The sequence below is a fragment of the Campylobacter sp. CNRCH_2014_2849 genome (assembly GCF_025772845.1).
GTDB lineage: Bacteria > Campylobacterota > Campylobacteria > Campylobacterales > Campylobacteraceae > Campylobacter_D > Campylobacter_D lari_D.
On sequence record NZ_JAKMSW010000002.1, the window covers coordinates 203,745 to 220,522 of the forward strand.

Annotated in this window: 18 protein-coding genes and 1 pseudogene; 11 read left to right on the top strand and 8 right to left on the bottom strand. The window is 29.7% G+C overall.

Annotated features, from left to right (window positions below):
• Positions 1-89: 89 nt before the first annotated feature.
• The 5 genes from alaS (at position 90) to L8X33_RS02455 (ending at position 6,650) form a co-directional block, all read left to right on the top strand.
• Complete coding sequence (gene alaS / locus L8X33_RS02435) at positions 90-2,627, top strand: alanine--tRNA ligase (RefSeq protein WP_263669849.1); 2,538 nt, start codon at positions 90-92, stop codon at positions 2,625-2,627.
• Positions 2,627-3,169, top strand: coding sequence for a septum formation inhibitor Maf (maf, locus tag L8X33_RS02440; RefSeq protein WP_263669850.1), 543 nt, complete (start codon positions 2,627-2,629; stop codon positions 3,167-3,169). The genes alaS and maf overlap by 1 nt, the downstream gene beginning before the upstream one ends.
• Positions 3,169-5,100, top strand: a complete 1,932-nt coding sequence (locus L8X33_RS02445; protein WP_263669863.1) for a PBP1A family penicillin-binding protein — start codon at positions 3,169-3,171, stop codon at positions 5,098-5,100. The genes maf and L8X33_RS02445 overlap by 1 nt, the downstream gene beginning before the upstream one ends.
• A gap of 84 nt (positions 5,101-5,184) precedes the next feature.
• Positions 5,185-6,078, top strand: coding sequence for a protein-methionine-sulfoxide reductase catalytic subunit MsrP (msrP, locus tag L8X33_RS02450; RefSeq protein ID WP_133318683.1), 894 nt, complete (start codon positions 5,185-5,187; stop codon positions 6,076-6,078).
• Positions 6,078-6,650 (top strand): sulfite oxidase heme-binding subunit YedZ, encoded by a 573-nt coding sequence (locus L8X33_RS02455; RefSeq protein ID WP_263669851.1) that lies wholly within the window; start codon positions 6,078-6,080, stop codon positions 6,648-6,650. The genes msrP and L8X33_RS02455 overlap by 1 nt, the downstream gene beginning before the upstream one ends.
• A 45-nt stretch (positions 6,651-6,695) precedes the next feature.
• Here the strand turns inward: L8X33_RS02455 and L8X33_RS02460 are convergent, their stop codons facing one another.
• From L8X33_RS02460 to L8X33_RS02475, 4 genes are all read right to left on the bottom strand, one after another.
• Positions 6,696-7,220, bottom strand: a complete 525-nt coding sequence (locus tag L8X33_RS02460; protein WP_220566893.1) for a DUF2165 family protein — start codon at positions 7,218-7,220, stop codon at positions 6,696-6,698.
• A gap of 66 nt (positions 7,221-7,286) precedes the next feature.
• Complete coding sequence (locus L8X33_RS02465) at positions 7,287-9,407, bottom strand: heavy metal translocating P-type ATPase (RefSeq protein ID WP_263669852.1); 2,121 nt, start codon at positions 9,405-9,407, stop codon at positions 7,287-7,289.
• Positions 9,397-9,588, bottom strand: coding sequence for a cation transporter (locus L8X33_RS02470; protein ID WP_263659023.1), 192 nt, complete (start codon positions 9,586-9,588; stop codon positions 9,397-9,399). The genes L8X33_RS02465 and L8X33_RS02470 overlap by 11 nt, the downstream gene beginning before the upstream one ends.
• Positions 9,589-10,134 (bottom strand): GNAT family N-acetyltransferase, encoded by a 546-nt coding sequence (locus L8X33_RS02475; protein WP_263669853.1) that lies wholly within the window; start codon positions 10,132-10,134, stop codon positions 9,589-9,591.
• A gap of 80 nt (positions 10,135-10,214) precedes the next feature.
• Here L8X33_RS02475 and L8X33_RS02480 point away from each other — a divergent pair, with 80 nt between their 5' ends.
• From L8X33_RS02480 to L8X33_RS02505, 6 genes are all read left to right on the top strand, one after another.
• On the top strand, positions 10,215-10,922 hold the full coding sequence (locus L8X33_RS02480; RefSeq protein WP_263669854.1) for a YebC/PmpR family DNA-binding transcriptional regulator: 708 nt from the start codon (positions 10,215-10,217) through the stop codon (positions 10,920-10,922).
• A 9-nt stretch (positions 10,923-10,931) separates the two neighbouring features.
• The gene (locus L8X33_RS02485; RefSeq protein ID WP_133318677.1) at positions 10,932-11,414 is read left to right on the top strand and encodes a peptidylprolyl isomerase; all 483 of its coding nucleotides are present in this window, start codon (positions 10,932-10,934) and stop codon (positions 11,412-11,414) included.
• A gap of 48 nt (positions 11,415-11,462) precedes the next feature.
• Positions 11,463-11,891, top strand: a complete 429-nt coding sequence (locus tag L8X33_RS02490; protein WP_263669855.1) for a trehalose-6-phosphate synthase — start codon at positions 11,463-11,465, stop codon at positions 11,889-11,891.
• Positions 11,892-11,941: 50 nt separating this feature from the next.
• Positions 11,942-12,547 (top strand): DedA family protein, encoded by a 606-nt coding sequence (locus L8X33_RS02495; protein WP_263669856.1) that lies wholly within the window; start codon positions 11,942-11,944, stop codon positions 12,545-12,547.
• A gap of 127 nt (positions 12,548-12,674) precedes the next feature.
• Positions 12,675-13,451, top strand: coding sequence for a threonine/serine ThrE exporter family protein (locus L8X33_RS02500; RefSeq protein ID WP_133318674.1), 777 nt, complete (start codon positions 12,675-12,677; stop codon positions 13,449-13,451).
• A complete protein-coding gene (locus L8X33_RS02505; protein WP_263669857.1) occupies positions 13,448-13,966 on the top strand; it encodes a threonine/serine exporter family protein in 519 nt (172 codons plus the stop codon). The genes L8X33_RS02500 and L8X33_RS02505 overlap by 4 nt, the downstream gene beginning before the upstream one ends.
• Here the strand turns inward: L8X33_RS02505 and argS are convergent.
• The 4 genes and pseudogenes from argS to L8X33_RS02525 all read right to left on the bottom strand — a co-directional run.
• Positions 13,963-15,561 (bottom strand): arginine--tRNA ligase, encoded by a 1,599-nt coding sequence (gene argS / locus L8X33_RS02510; RefSeq protein ID WP_412175222.1) that lies wholly within the window; start codon positions 15,559-15,561, stop codon positions 13,963-13,965. The genes L8X33_RS02505 and argS overlap by 4 nt on opposite strands.
• 6 nt (positions 15,562-15,567) lie before the next feature.
• Positions 15,568-15,807 carry a twin-arginine translocase TatA/TatE family subunit gene (locus L8X33_RS02515; RefSeq protein ID WP_133318671.1) on the bottom strand — a complete coding sequence of 80 codons (240 nt, stop codon included), beginning with the start codon at positions 15,805-15,807 and terminating at the stop codon, positions 15,568-15,570.
• A 1-nt stretch (position 15,808) separates the two neighbouring features.
• Positions 15,809-16,423, bottom strand: a complete 615-nt coding sequence (gmk, locus tag L8X33_RS02520) for a guanylate kinase (RefSeq protein WP_220566902.1) — start codon at positions 16,421-16,423, stop codon at positions 15,809-15,811.
• Positions 16,420-16,778 (bottom strand): annotated as a pseudogene (locus L8X33_RS02525) (highly acidic protein); the annotation flags it as partial. The pseudogene L8X33_RS02525 and the gene gmk, both read right to left, overlap by 4 nt.

Sequence of the window (16,778 nt, forward strand, 5' to 3'; positions counted from 1 at the left end):
TAAATTTAAAATCATGATTATAAGATAGTTTTACTTAATTTAAAGTATTTTTGGTATTATTTTAAGCAAAAAACTAGCTAGGAAAATCTATGGATATAAGAAAAGAATATTTAGAATTTTTTAAATCAAAAGGACACGAAATCACTCCTTCAAGCCCTTTGGTGCCTGATGATGTGACTTTACTTTTTACTAATGCAGGTATGGTACCTTTTAAAAGCATATTTACCGGAGAAGTACCACGCCCTAATCCTCCGCGTAAAACAAGCTGTCAAACTTGTATAAGAGCCGGTGGAAAACATAATGACTTAGACAATGTAGGCTATACGGCAAGACATCATACTTTCTTTGAAATGCTTGGGAATTTTAGTTTTGGAGATTATTTTAAAGAACAAGCCATTGCTTATGCTTGGGAATTTGTAACTGAAGTTTTAAAATTACCTAAAGAAAAATTATATGTAACCGTTCATGAAAGTGATGATGAAGCATATGAGCTTTGGCAAAAACATATAGAAAAAGAAAGAATTTATAAATTTGGCGATAAAGATAATTTCTGGCAAATGGGCGATACTGGACCATGTGGGCCTTGTAGTGAAATTTTTTATGATCAAGGCGCTGAGCATTTTAATTCTAGTGAAGATTATATGGGTGGAGATGGAGATAGGTTCTTAGAAATTTGGAACCTAGTTTTTATGCAGTATGAAAGAAGTGCAGATGGAACGCTTACTCCATTACCAAAACCAAGTATTGATACAGGCATGGGGCTTGAAAGAGTTAGTGCTATAAAAGAAGGAAAATTTAGTAATTTTGATAGTTCTTTGTTTATGCCTATTATTGAGAGTATTGTAAAACTTTGCGGTAAAACTTATACTTATGAAAGCGGAGCTAGTTATAGAGTAATTGCTGATCATATAAGATCAAGTGTATTTTTACTTGCTCAAGGAGTTGGGTTTGATAAAGAAGGCAGGGGCTATGTTTTAAGAAGAATTATGCGTCGTGCCTTAAGACATGGATATTTGTTAGGTCTTAAGAGAGCTTTTATGTATGAGCTTGTAGATGTAGTTTGTGAGTTAATGGGTGGGCATTATACTTACTTAAATGAAAAAAAAGAATTTATTAAAGAACAAATCAAACTAGAAGAAGAAAGATTTTTAAGCACTATTGAAAATGGTATAGAAATTTTTAACGAAGAGCTTAAAAAAACTAAAGATATTTTTAGTGGTGAAGTAGCTTTTAAACTTTATGATACTTATGGTTTTCCGCTTGATTTAACCCAAGATATGCTAAGAGAAAAAAATCTTAGTATAGATGAGGCTAAATTTAATGAGCTTATGCAAGAACAAAAAGATAGAGCTAAGGCTTCTTGGAAAGGAAGTGGGGATAAAGCGGTTAGCGGGGACTTTAAAGTTTTATTAGAAAAATTTGGCAAAAATACTTTTAGTGGTTATGAAAATTATGAAGAAAAAACTAAAATCATGGCTATTTTGGATGAAAATTTTAAAATCATAACCGAAACTAAGGCAGGAGATATAGCGTGGTTAATGCTTGAAAAAACTCCATTTTACGCAACAAGTGGAGGGCAAAGTGCTGATATAGGTTTTATCAATGAAAATGAGGTTTTAGATACACAAAAATTCTTTGATATTAATCTTAGTCAAGTGAAATTAAAACAAGATCTTAAAACAAACGATGAAGTGTTAGCTTGCATAGATACTAAAAAAAGAGAACAAATCGCAAGACATCATAGTGCGACACATTTATTACACCATGCTTTAAGAGAAATTCTTGGCTCACACATTAGCCAAGCAGGCTCTTTAGTAGAACATAATAAATTAAGATTTGATTTTACTCATCCAAAAGCTCTAAATAAAGAAGAATTAAAGCAAATAGAAGCTTTAGTAAACACTTACATCATACAAGCAAATGAAGCTAAAATTGAAATTTTAGCTTTAGATGAAGCTAAAAAAAGCGGTGCAATAGCTTTATTTAGTGAAAAATATCAAGAAAAAGTAAGAGTTTTAACCCTGGGAGCTAGCAAAGAGCTTTGCGGTGGTACTCATGTGAAAAATAGCTCTGAAATAGGAAGTTTTTACATCATCAAAGAAAGTGGTGTTAGTGCTGGGGTTAGAAGGATAGAAGCGGTGGTGAGCAAAGCTGCGCTTGATTATGTTAGTGAAAATTTAAAAGAGCTTAATCAAGCCAAAGAAGAGTTAAAAACTCAAGATATTTTAGGCTATGTAGCAAAATTAAAAAATGAAATAGCCAGTTTAAAAAATGAATTAAAAAATTCAAACAAAACAGAATTAAACTCTAAAGAACTAAATGGTATTCAATATTGTGTGCAAAAAATAGATAATGGTGATATAAAAACTATGATAGATGAGTTTAAAAACAAATTTAGCAAAGCTGTGATTTTACTTTTACAAGAAAAAGAAGGTAAGATTATCATAGCAGCAGGTGTTAAAGACACTTCGTTAAAAGCTGGTGTTTTGGTAAAAGAAATTGCACAAATGCTTGGTGGAAACGGTGGCGGTAGAGATGATTTTGCAACAGCTGGCGGTAAAGATACAAGTAAAATAGAACAAGCACTTGATCATGCTAGAAAAATTATAGAAGAAAGTCTTGCTTAATGCTTTATTTAGCTTCAAGTTCGCCTTCACGCGTTGCTTTATTAAAAGAAGCAAATATCGCTTTTGAACAAATTATTATCGATTATGATGAGAGTTTAATAAAAAAAGATAATCCAAGCTCTTATGTGCAAAAAATTGTTTTAGAAAAAGAAAGACAATTTTTTGCAAAATATCCTGATTTTAAAAATGTTTTATTTGCTGATAGTATAGTTTGTACTCAAAATATCATTCTTACTAAAGCTAAAAGCGATAATGAAGCTTTTAATATGCTCAATTTACAAAGTGGTAAAAGCATTAGCATTTTAAGTGCAATGATTTTAGTTTTAGAAGATAAAAAGATTTTTAATCTTAGCAAGTGTGATTTGATCTTAGATAAATTTGATTTAAAAGATATGCAAGAATACATTGAGTCAAAACTTTATCAAGGTAAAGCCGGAGCTGTGATGTGTGAGGGATTTCATAAAAAATACATTAAAAAAATCATAGGTCATCAAAGTACAGCGCTAGGGCTTAATATAGAACTTTTGAAAGCATTTTTATGATAAAAATTTTAAAAATATTTCTTTCTTTTTGTATAGTGTGTGCGGTTGGAGTTTTTATATTTATTGCATATTTATTTTCTGATTCTGATTTAAATCAATACACTTTTAAAGATTATAAACCACCTCTTACAACACAAATTTTTGATAAAAATGGAAAATTAGTTGCAAATGTTTTCGAGCAACACCGCTTTTATGCTCCTTATGAAGAACTTCCTCCAAGACTTATAGAGGCTTTAGTAGCCATTGAAGATACTAGCTTTTTTGAACATGGTGGGGTTAATATAGATGCGATTTTTAGAGCAGCCATTAAAATCATAAGAAGCGGTGGAAAAACTATGGAAGGAGCTTCCACTCTTACACAACAATTCATAAAAAACACAGAATTAACTCCTGAGCGTACTTTGAGCAGAAAGCTAAAAGAAGCTTTGCTTGCATATAAGATAGAAAATACTTTAACTAAAGAGCAAATTTTAGAAAGATATTTAAATTTCATCTTCTTTGGACATGGATATTATGGAGTAAAAACTGCTGCGCTTGGGTATTTTAGAAAAAATTTAGATGAGCTTAGTTTAAAAGAGATTGCTATTTTGGTAGGTATGCCAAAGGCTCCAAGTACTTATGATCCTACTAGACATTTAGATCTTTCTTTAGCTAGAGCAAATAGCGTAGTACAAAGAATGTATAATCTTGGTTGGATTTCTAAAGAAGAGTATGAAAACGCCTTAAAAGAAATTCCAAAAGTATATGATGATACTTTAACACAAAATGCAGCCCCTTATGTTACTCAAGAAGTTTTAAAACAACTAAGCGGGATTAAAGACTTAAAAAGTGGTGGCTACAAAATAGAGCTTGCCATTGATCTTGATGTGCAAAATATTGCAAGAGAAGCTTTAAAATTTGGCTATGATGAAATAGTTAAAAGAGATAAAGATGCAAATTTAAGCACACTCAATGGAGCTATGATAGTAGCAAATCATCAAAATGGAGACATTTTAGCCTTAGTTGGCGGGGTAAATTACACAAAAAGTAATTTCAACCGCGCCACTCAAAGCTTAAGACAACCGGGGAGTTCTTTTAAGCCTTTCTTATATCAAATTGCCATTGACATGGGCTATTCTCCTATGAGTAAGGTTGCTGATATTTCAAGAATTTTTGAAAGTACTAAAAAAGATGAGAAAGATTGGAAACCTAAAAATTATGGTGGAAAATTTCTAGGACTCATAAGTTTAAAAGAAGCGCTAACTGGCTCAAGAAACCTAGCTACCATAAATTTAGCTCTTGCCCTAGGACTTGATGTAATCCACGATAAGCTTCAATTTATGGGCTTTGAAAACATACCAGTTGATTTATCTATAGTTTTGGGTAGCTTTGGAATTTCCATTTATGATTATGCTAAACTTTACACGGTATTTGGAAACTATGGTGTGCAAAAAGACTTATTACTCATTAAAAGAGTAATCGATAAAAATGGTAAAATAGTAGTAGAATTTAATTCCGGAGAAAAAAAAATCAGCGAACCTGAACAAGCCTTTTTAGTCAATGATATGATGCAAAATGTTGTAAAAAAAGGCACTGGGCGTAATGCTAGAGTAGAAGGGATTGAAATAGCTGGAAAAACAGGCACTTCAAATAAAAGCATTGATGCGTGGTTTTGTGGCTTAACTCCTGAAATAGAAGCTATCATTTGGTATGGAAATGATGATAATAAGCCTATGAAACAAATAGAAGGTGGGGCAAGAACTGCTGCGCCGGTTTTTAAAGAATTTTTAACAAAATACTTAGAACTTTATCCTGATAGCGCTAGAAAATTTATCATCCCAAAAGGGGTTTATCAAGGAATTTATGAAAAACAAAGAGAGTACTACACCAATACTTCTCCATTTCCAAAAAACAACCCTGCTCTATCTGAAAATAATGAGGTAATTTTTTAAAAATATTTTTTATAAAATAATAAAAATTATCCTTCTATTTTCCTTTATATGTTTTAATATAACAAAATATATAAAGGATGCTTCATGAATATCACAAACGAACAATTATATAACAAAAGACGCCATTTTTTAAAACTAGGTGCTGGAGCTTTAGTTAGTTCAGCTTTAGTTCAATCTGAATTAATGGCATTAAATTTCTTTCCTGATCCTAACAATGAAAAATTAAATTTAAGTGAAGAAAAAATTGCAACTAATTATGTTAATTTTTATGAATTTTCTACTGATAAAAAAAGAGCTGTTGAGCTTGCAAAAAATTTCAACACAAATGGTTGGAAAATAGAAGTTAGCGGGGAAGTTGAAGAACCTTTGACTTTAACTATGCAAGATTTATTGGCTTTTCCATTAGAAGAGAGAATTTATAGATTTCGCTGCGTTGAAACTTGGTCCATGGTGGTGCCTTGGGTTGGTTTTGAATTGCGTGCTTTAATAGAAAAATGTAAAGTTAAAAGTGAAGCTAAATTTATAAAATTTACCACTCTTTTTGATAAAAATCAATTTGCCGATCAAGCCTCATTTTTTCCAACTCTTGATTATCCTTATGTAGAAGGCTTAAGATTAGATGAGGCTATGCACCCACTAACACTTATGGCTGTGGGCATGTATAAAAAGCCTTTATTAGGACAAAATGGAGCACCGATTCGCCTTGTAGTTCCATGGAAGTATGGCTTTAAAAGTATAAAATCTATTGTAAAAATAGAATTTACCAAAGAACAACCTAAAAGCACATGGGAGTTAGCAAACCCTAGAGAATATGGATTTTATGCTAATGTTAATCCAAATGTCTCTCACCCAAGATGGTCTCAAGCAAATGAGCGTCCTTTGGGAGATTTTTTCACTAAGCCTACGCAAATGTTTAATGGCTATGAAAAAGAAGTAGCGCATTTGTATAAAGATATGGATTTAAAGGTTAATTTTTAATGAGCAAAAAAGTTTATAATATCAGTGGATTTTTAGCTTTTGTTTTAAGTATTGTTTTTAGTGTTTATCAAATCATGCAAGAATTTGATATTGTAAAATCTGTATATTTTTATAGTGGTGTATTTGGCTTAATCTTTTTTGGGTTAAGCCTATTTTTTTCACTTTTAAAGTATAAACACACAAAAGATTACCCTAAATTTTTAGGTTTTTATGCATTTTTTTGGGCTTTGATTCACTTTTTTAATTACTTTGCTTTTAGTAAAAATTTAGATTTAATGCTTTTTTTCAAAGATACTTTTAGTAAAAATTTAGAATTTAGTGGTTTTATAAGCTTTTTCATACTCACACTTATGTTTATAAGCTCATTTAAGCTTTTTAAAAAATTAAGTAAGATAAGAAAACTTGGCTATTTTTGCTTTTTACTAGTATCTTGGCATTATTTTTTATCTGCAAAAATACCGCAAATTCCACATTTTTTAGTACTGAGTCTAGCTTTAATTTTTTTGTTTTTTAAATTATGGAACAATTACAAAAAAAGAAGAAGTAAATATTTACAAGCTCAATCATTATAAAAACATTTTATATTTTCCACAAACCCTCAACAGAGAGTTTGTGATTTAATCATCGTTTTTAATACTAATATAAACTAACGCTAAAAGCATATAGGTTACTAATCTAGTAGCATCAGGCAAACCATTCCAAGTTTTACTCATCCACATGCCAAACCACTCTGCAGCCACCACTTGAAAACCAAAAAACCATAACAAACAACAACAAGTTAAAGCAATGATTCCAAATTTTTTAGCTTCATGGAAAGTTTTTGCATCTAAATTTCTTGCTTTAAACATATCTAAAGCACCTTTTAAAGCAGTCAGCATAATAAAAGCTTCAAAACAAATAATAAAGATATAGGCAATATGATGGATCGTAGAATTTGTAATAGCCCTATAAATAATAGCATTACCTAAATAATCAGGCTTAGTATCCATACTCATAACATGTTTTACAAACTGAAAATTTGAATTATAATCAGTTATATTACCAAAAACAACAATAGCAGCCAAAGAGGCAACGGTAAGCAAGATAATCATTTTAGAATATCTTATTACACTCATCATAGAAAAACTACAATTGCAATTCATTAAATACTCCTTTTTGTTAAAATTATATTAATATAATACAACAAATATTAAATAAAACTGAAATATCTAACGCAATCTTAAAGAATTGACTACAACCGTTACTGAACTAAAACACATTGCTAAAGCTGCCAAATGCGGACTAAAACTTATAAATGGCACAAGACCTGCCGCAATGGGAATACATAAAGCATTGTAAACAAAAGCCCAAAAAAGATTAAGTTTGATGATATTTTTAGTTCTTTGAGAAAGCTCAAAACAATAAGCTACTAAAGATAAATCATCTTTTATCAAAATCAAATCTCCGCTTTTTTTAGCAAGCTCACTTGCTTTAGAAAAACTTATGCTTGCGCTAGCTAAATTTAAAGCAGGAGCATCATTGATACCATCTCCTACAAAAAGAACTTTTTCTTTTTTGATTTTTTCTTTTATGAAATCAAGTTTTTGCTCAGGTTTTAAATCAGAATAATATTCATCAACATTAAGCTCATTTGCTATTTTAGTAACACTTTTTTTATTATCACCACTTAAAATAATACTTTTTATACCTTTTTGTTTTAAATTTGCTATCAAATTTTTAGCTTCGTTTTTAAGTTCATTTTTTAAACAAACCCCGCCAAGACAAATATTATTTTTTGCAAAATACAAACATATAGGTGCTTGATCTTCAAATTCTTGCAAAAATTGCTTGCTTTTTTGTATATCAACACTATTTTCAAGCATTAATTTTTCATTGCCTATTAAATATTTATCATCATTTTCCTCATAAAGCAAACCACTACCCACTAAAACACTTAATTTTCCTTGTAAATTTAAATTTACATTCAATTTTTTAGTAAAAGCCTTTGCGATTGGATGTGAGCTTAAATTTTCAATTTGCGTGAGTTTTTGAAAATTTTCTTGAGTTAGATCATGCTTATAAACACTTAAATCATCTTGACTTAAAGTGCCTGTTTTATCAAAAATAGCAAGTTTTATACTAGCTAAATTCTCTAATACCGCTGGATTTTTTACTAAGATAAAATTTCTTGCACCATTTGCTAAAGCACTAACTATGGCTATAGGAGTTGCTAAGCCCAAAGCGCAAGGACAAGAGATTAAAAGAGTGGCACAAGCATGTAAAAATGCTGCGTTGACTCCTTCTTTAAAATACCAAAAAACAAACACAAAAAGCGATAAAACAATAATACAAGCTACAAAATAAGCTGAAATTTTATTAGCTAAATTTGCTAAAGGTGTTTTGATATTGCCTGCTTTAAAAACAAGATCTTTAATTTGTTCTAATGAGCTTTCAATCGCCTTTTTACTAGCTTTAATCTTTAAGCTTCCATTAATCAACACACTTCCTGCTAGAATTTCATCATTTTGCTTTTTCAAAAGTGGTAAAAATTCTCCTGTTAAAAAACTCACATCAACCTCAGCCTCGCCTGCTATAATCACCCCATCAACAACAACGCTTTCACCCTCTTTCACTAAAATCACATCATTTTCTTTTACAAAAGCACTAGGTATGCTTTTTATACTTGCATCTTCTAAGATTATATTAGCTTTTTTAATATCTATATTTTTTAGTTTGTTTTGATATTCTAAGGATTTAATTTTAGCCTTTTCTTCTAAGTATTTACCTAATAAAACAAAGCTTACAATCATCGCTCCGCCACTAAAATACAAATAACCATCTTTACTAAATACCTCAAAATACACAAAAAAAGAATATATAAAAGAAGTAAAAGCACCTAAGGATATCAAGGTATTCATATCTAAATTTTTATGTTTTAATCCTTTAAGAGCGTGGATAAAAAAACCTTTTCCACAATAAAAAATCGCTATCATAGATAAAAACATTTGAATTAAAGCAGAAACATTTCCTTGAACAAACATTTCAAAATACATCACAATAGAGCTTAAAATTATACTCATAATAAGCTTTGTTTTCATATTTTTAAGCTCTTTGAGTTTAAATTCGTATAAATTTTGTTCTTCTTGTAATATTTCAAAACCCAAAGCTTTGATTTTTTCTTTGATCTTTGCTTCTAAAGATAAATCTTTAAGCAAAAACACTCCACTAGAATTGACATAAGAAACACTTACATCTTCTACCCCGTCAATTTTTGCACAAACTTTTTCTATAGCATTAGAGCAATTAACACAAGTCATATTGCCTATTTTTAGCTTTAACTCATGCTTCATCTGTCTCAAAACCTAAATCTTGCAATTGTTTTTTAAACTCTTCAACTTGCTCTGCTTTTAAATCAATCTCTATGCTTTTATTTTCAACACTTATTTGCATAGCACCAAATTCATCTTCCAATGAAGCTTTGATTAAATTTACACAACTTTGACAATTAATATTTTTAGTTTTTATAATCATTTATTCTCCTTTTTCTCTGTATTCATATTTATGAGCGTGAAAAATTTTATTTTTTATAAATTTAAAACCCATTTTTTCATAAAGCATTTTTGCATTTATATTTTCATCTTCTACGATTAATGAAAGCTTTTTACCATTTTTCAAAGCTTCATTGAAGGCATATTTAATCAATTTCTTAGCAATACCTTTCCCTCTTGCCTTTTCATCCACGCAAATACTATCTAAGTAAAACTCATTTTCGCATTCTTTTAAAACTTTTTCATTAATTCCTAAAAATTCTAAATGCTCATTTAAAGGCTTATCTAGCTCATCTGCCAAAGCCCCATCATAAAAACAAATCACACCTAAAATTTCATTATCTTCTTCATAAACATATATATTTTCATAGCTTAAACGATTATTTTCTTGAGTGAAGAAATTTTCTAAAACCTCTATGGCTTTTTGATGATCATTATAGCCACTAAGTTTATATATAAAATGATCCATTGCCAAAGCAAGTAATTGTATGCATTTTTTAACATCATCTTTCCTAGCTTTTCTGATCACTCTTTTGCTCCTTTAAAATCAAATTTAGACTTCTTAGTTTATACTTTTAACTTTAAAACAATATAAGAAAGAGAGAATTTATGGGAAGAGCGTTTGAATATCGCAGAGCCTCTAAAGAAGCAAGATGGGATAAAATGAGCAAACTTTTTCCAAAACTTGCAAAGGCTATACAAGTAGCAGCAAAAGAAGGCGGAGCTGATCCTGATATGAACCCAAAGCTTCGTAGTGCCATAGCTACTGCAAAAGCTAATAATATGCCAAAAGACAATATCGATGCAGCTATTAAAAGAGCAAGTGGAAAAGATAGTGCTGATATTAAAAATATCCACTATGAGGGAAAAGCAGCACATGGGGCTTTAATCATTGTTGAGTGTATGAGTGATAATCCTACACGCACAGTGGCTAATGTAAAAGCAATTTTTAGCAAAAATGGTGGAGAAATTTTACAAAATGGCTCTTTAACTTTTATGTTTTCACACAAAGCTGTTTTTCATCTTGAAAAATATGATGGAGATTTAGAAGAACTTGAACTTGAACTCATTGATGCAGGACTTGAAGAACTTGAGAAAAATGATGAAGAATTACTAATTATAGGTGATTACACTGCTTTTGGTGAGCTTAGTAATGCCATAGAAAAAAAAGGCTTAGTGTTTAAAAAAGCAGGACTTGAATATCTTGCTAATAACCCCGTAAGCTTTAGCGAAGAGCAACTTCTTGATATTGAAAAATTGCTTGATAAATTAGAAGATGATGATGATGTACAAGCAGTTTATACCAACATAGAATAGGAGCAAAAAATGCTTAAAAAAATCGACATAAAAGATGCAAAAAAATACAATTTTGCTATCATTAGCACCGAAAAAGGTGATATGAAATTAGAATTATTTCCCGATGAAGCACCACAAACTGTGTGTAATTTTGCTAATTTAGCTAATGAAGGTTTTTATGATGAGCTTGTTTTTCACCGTGTGATTCCAAATTTTGTAATACAAGGTGGTTGTCCTTATGGTATAGGTTCAGGTGGTCCTGGTTATGAGATAGAATGTGAATGTGACGATCAAAAACACAAACATTTAAGAGGTAGTTTATCTATGGCTCATGCTGGTAGAGATACAGGTGGTTCACAATTTTTTATTTGTCACAGCCCACAGCCTCATTTAGATGGAGTGCATACTATTTTTGGACAAATCAATCCTGAAGACAAAGAAAGTTTAGAAGTACTAGATAGCATTAGAGCAGGAGATAAAATCAAAACTATCCAAATTTTAGAAAAACTTTAATTTTACATCTCCTTAAAATTGTGCTATGATTTTTTAAGGAGATTAGTTATGCATTTTATTTTTATTTGTATTCATCTTATCTGTGCTATATTTTTTATAGCCTATGTATTTTTTGATGTTTGTGTTTATTGCTTTGCTTATAAACACGAAAGCAAAGAAGATTGCGATAAAATTAAAAAAGCCTATACCAAATCAAGTATTTTTATTTTTGCTGGTATTTTTATCTTGCTTTTATTGAGTGGTTTTTATCTTTTAAGTTTTTATGAATTTAATTCTTTTTGGGATTTTTTTGCAAGCAATTTTGGAGTATTTTTATTTATCAAGCTTTTGCTACTAATAACAATGTTAGCTTTAACTTGTTATTCTTTGTTTTTTATAAAAATTTTAAAAAGAAAAGATCCTTTAAAATCTCACTTGATTGCATTGATTTTATGCATTTTAATAGTCATTTGTGCAAAAGCCATGCTATATTTTTAAAACATTAAAACTAAATTTATATCATTAGTTTAAAAAATTAAAGGGTGTTTATGCTTGGTGATATTATAGATTTTTTACTTACTCTTGCAAAAGATTGGGGTTATTGGGGGATTATCTTTCTTATGTTTATAGAAAGCTCCTTTTTTCCTTTTCCTAGTGAAGTAGTGATGATACCTGCTGGATATTTAGCTCATCAAAACGAACTTAACTTTTGGTTATGTCTACTTTGTGGGACTTTTGGAGCTCTTTTGGGTGCTTTATTAAATTATTACTTATGTTATTTTTTAGGGCGTAATGTTGTTTTAAAAATATGTAAATATTTTGGAGTTAATGAAACAAAATTTGCTCAGTTTGAAACCTTTTTCAATAAACATGGTGAAATATCAACATTTAGTGGTAGATTAATCCCTGGATTGCGTCAATACATTTCTTTACCTGCTGGACTTGCAAGAATGAATTTGAAAAAATTTATATTTTATACTAGTTTAGGAGCTGGAATTTGGTGTTTAATTTTACTTATATTAGGTTATATTTTAGGTAAAAATGAAGACTTACTTAAAGAATATCTACATTTTGTTATTATTGCTTGTATTATTTTTACAAGTATGCTTTTAGCTACTTATATTTATATACAAAAAAAGAAAAATCGCACTTAAATTTTATTAACTTCCTTAAATTACCTAGTGCATATATTTTTAATATTTTTACAAAAATATTTTAAATTTATAAGATTTTATATTTTAATTTTGATAAAATCTTTAAAAACTATTTTAAAGAATATTTATGCAAAAACCATCAATTCAAAATTTAACTAATTTTTTAATCGAATATATTAGCGTTTTTCTAAGTGCAGGAACTTACACAGCAAGAGTAGCAAAATGCGTTGGAAGGATAGCTAATGCGTATGGTTATGAAATTAATATGAATTTTTTCTTTCATCATACTACGCTAAATATTTTTGATAAAGATGACAATTCTATACAAAGAACCTACATCATACCTAACAAACACAATCATATTAATTTTAAACTTATTTTAGAACTTAGTGCATTAAGTTGGCAAATTCATGATCATAAATATAACCTAGAAGAAGCCAAAATTTCTCTTTTAAAACTCAAACAAACCAAAAGAAATCCTTTTTTAGCTAATTTATTTTTAGTTTCAGCAGCAAATTCGGCCTTTTGTAAGCTATTTGGGGGAGATTTTTATGGATGTTTATTTGTATTTTTAGCTACTTTGGTGGGTTTTAGTTTGAGAGTTTTACTCACTAGAATAAAAATTGATTTAAGAATTCAATATATTTTTTGCTCTTTTTTATCTTCTTTTATTGTGTTTTTTGGAGTGGATTTAAAGCTTATACAAGAAGCAAATATTGCTTTGGGTTCTAGTATCTTGTATTTAATACCTGGAGTTTATTTTATAAACTCAATTATAGATATTTTAAAAGATCACATACTTATGGGTTTTAGTCGTATTATTAGTGTGGTGATATTAGTATGCTGTATTGCCATTGGAATTTATACCACTCTTAGCATTAGTGACTTTGGAATTTTAAGATGATTGATTATTCTTCTATACTTTGGGATATGTTTTTTGCAGCTTTAACAGGATTTGGTTTTGCTTATGTGTGTAATCCACCCTTTAAAACACTCATACTCTCAGCCATATTAGCCGCTATAGCACATGGTATGCGTTTTACTCTAATGGGGTATTTTGGCTTTCAAACTTTAGCTATTGCGACCTTTGTAGCTTCTTTTAGCATAGGTTGTCTTGGTTTGTTTTTGGCTAAGATTTTTAAAACACCTGCTGAAATTATAGCTTTTCCCGCTCTTATCCCTATGATACCCGGAATTTACGCATACAAAGCTATATTGTATTTGATTTCTTTTATACGCTCAGAGGATATTGGCGAAAAAACTAATTTTTTGATTCATTTTTTTGATTATTTCTTTACAACACTTTCGGTAACATTAGCTCTAGCAGTAGGAGTAAGCATAACCTTGCTTTTATTTTTTGAACAAAGCTTTATGATGACAAGAAGTATTAAAAAAAGCAAAAATCACGATCAAAATTAATCGTGATTCATTTTATTCTTTGCCTCTATTCCCATAAGCGCAAAAGCTGTTTTAATACTCAAGGCACATATGGCAAAAAGTTTTAAAAGCTCATCTTCATTGCTTGAGCCAACAACTTTATTTTCATTATAAAATTTATGAAATAAAGAAGCTAAATTTTTTAAATAATCAGGAATTTTTTGCAAGGCTCTTGATTCGAATGCATCATTAAGTACTGCTTTTAAATTTAAACTTTCAAACAAAAGATTCATACCATCTTCATTTAAACTCTCAAATTTAGCATATATAACATCATTTACACTCTTGCCTGCTTTGGCAAATACTTGATGAATTCTCGCATGAGCATAATTAATATAATACACAGGATTAGAGCTATCTTCTTTTTTAAACTCATCTACATCAAATTCCAAATGCGTATCACATTTTTTGCTGATAAAAATATATCTTAGTACATCACTACCAAGTTCTTCTAAAACATCACCCATTAAAATGAAATTTCCTGCTCTTTTACTCATCTTATAAGGCTCGCCATTTTTTAACAATGAAACCATTTGTGCTAAGATAATTTCAAGATTTTGACTATCATGACCTAAAAATTCCATAGCAGCTTTCATTCTAGCTATATAGCCGTGATGATCAGCCCCCCATATATTGATACACTTATCATAACCACGACTCATTTTATCTTTATGATAAACTATATCAGCAGCTAAATAAGTTCCTTTTCCATCATCTTTAATAATCACACGATCTTTTTCATCACCTTTAGCACTTGATGCAAGCCATATTTTACCATCTTGCTCATAAGTACCACCATGCTCTTTTAAGGCTTTTAAAGTATTTTCTAATTTACTATAATAGCTTGTTTCACTCACATAAGTATCAATAAATATCTTAGCATCGGCTAAATTTTGCTTAATAATTTTTAGCATTTTATCCTTAGCCCAAAGCGCTAATTGTGGAATATTTCCTTCTATAAAAAAATCTTTTTCAAATTCAGCAAAAGCCTCTTTTGCCACATCTATGATATATTCACCTTTATAATACTCATCAGGATATCGAACTTGCTCTTTTAAACAATGCTCTTTTACTGCAAGCAATATAGAAAGACCTAAAAGATAAATTTGATTACCCGCATCATTAACATAATATTCTGTATCAAATTTATATCCTAAATGTCTAGCAACCCTAGTTAAAGTATCACCAAAAATAGCCCCTCTAGCATGCCCTATGTGTAAAGGTCCTGTTGGATTTGCACTAACATATTCAAGCAAAAAACTCTGCTCTTTTTTTTCATCTTTTGCAAAATTTTCACTATCACTCAAAGCTTGCGTAGCCAAAGAATTTAAAAAAGTCTTTGAAAGCTTAAAATTTACATAACCATTTAAAGCCTCTACACTTTCAAAACAATCACAATCTTTTAACTTAGCAACAATATCATTAGCAATTATTATAGGGTTTTGCTTTAATTCTTTAGCTAAAGAAAAAGCCAAAGGTGTAGCAAAATGGGCTAAATTTTTATTCTTAGGATTTTCTAAGATAAAATCTCTTCCTAGTTTCTCTTTAATTTCTTTATAAACTAAAGTTTTCAACATATCGCCTTAAGCTTTTTTTGTTTCTTCATTATTTTCTTTTACCAGCACATCTTTCTCGTTGATTTTTTCAATTTTTTGTGCATCTTCTTGAACGATTTTTTTATCATCATCAGTATTCATTTCATCTTTAAAAGTTTTAATACCTTTTCCTAAACCTTTAGCAAGCTCTGGAATTTTTTTAGCACCAAAAAGTAATACTACAATAAGTAATATGATTAACCATTGGGTTCCACTTGGCATATGCATTTTATTCTCCTTTATTCCATTGAATTTGAATTTGTTTTAAATCATGTTTTGTACTTTTTAATTTTGAAGCTTCAAAAACTGCTTCTAACTCCCTATAACTTTTTTCTAGATCATCATTTATGATTAAAAAATCATATCGATCCAAATAAGCCATTTCATCACTAGCATTTTCTAATCTTTTGCTAATATCTTCTATTTTATCAGTATTTCGCTTAAGCAATCTTTTTTCAAGTTCTTTTTTATCTTTAGTTGTGATAAATACAGAAGTAATATAATTAGGCATTTTTTCTTTAGCTATGCAAAAGCCTTGCACATCTATATCAAAAATGACACTTTTACCCTCTTGCAATGCTTTTTTTACAGGAATTAACGATGTACCATAGTAATTTTTATGCACTAAAGCCCATTCTAAAAAATCACCTTTTTCTATACCTTGTTTAAATTCTTCTTCACTGATAAAAAAATAATCTACTCCATTTTTTTCATTTTCCCTAGGAGCTCTTGTTGTGCTTGAAATAGAAAAATAAATATTATCTTTTTCTTTAAAAAGTTTTTGAAGCAAGGTGCTCTTACCTGCTCCACTTGGCCCTGAAATAATTAAAATTTGACCGCTCAATGTTTATCCTCATCAAAGCTTATATTGATGTTTATATTCATCTTCATACCTTTCAAGGCTGCCTTTAAAGTATCATCAGTAATACTTGAAGTAATGGTTTGAGCTATACTCTTACTAAGCTCATTTACCATTTCATCTTCTTGTAAATTTTCTATTTTTTCTTGAGTGCTTAATCTATTTTCTTCTTTCTTTTCTACAATAGCTGGAGCAAGCTCTTCGCCTAAAGCCAACATAATATCATTTTCATTTAAATTTGCAAACTCATCTTGTGTATCGTCTAAAATTTCGCTCATATTTTCCTCTATATTTTCCTCTATATTTTCCTCTATATTTTCCTCTATATTTTCCTCTATAT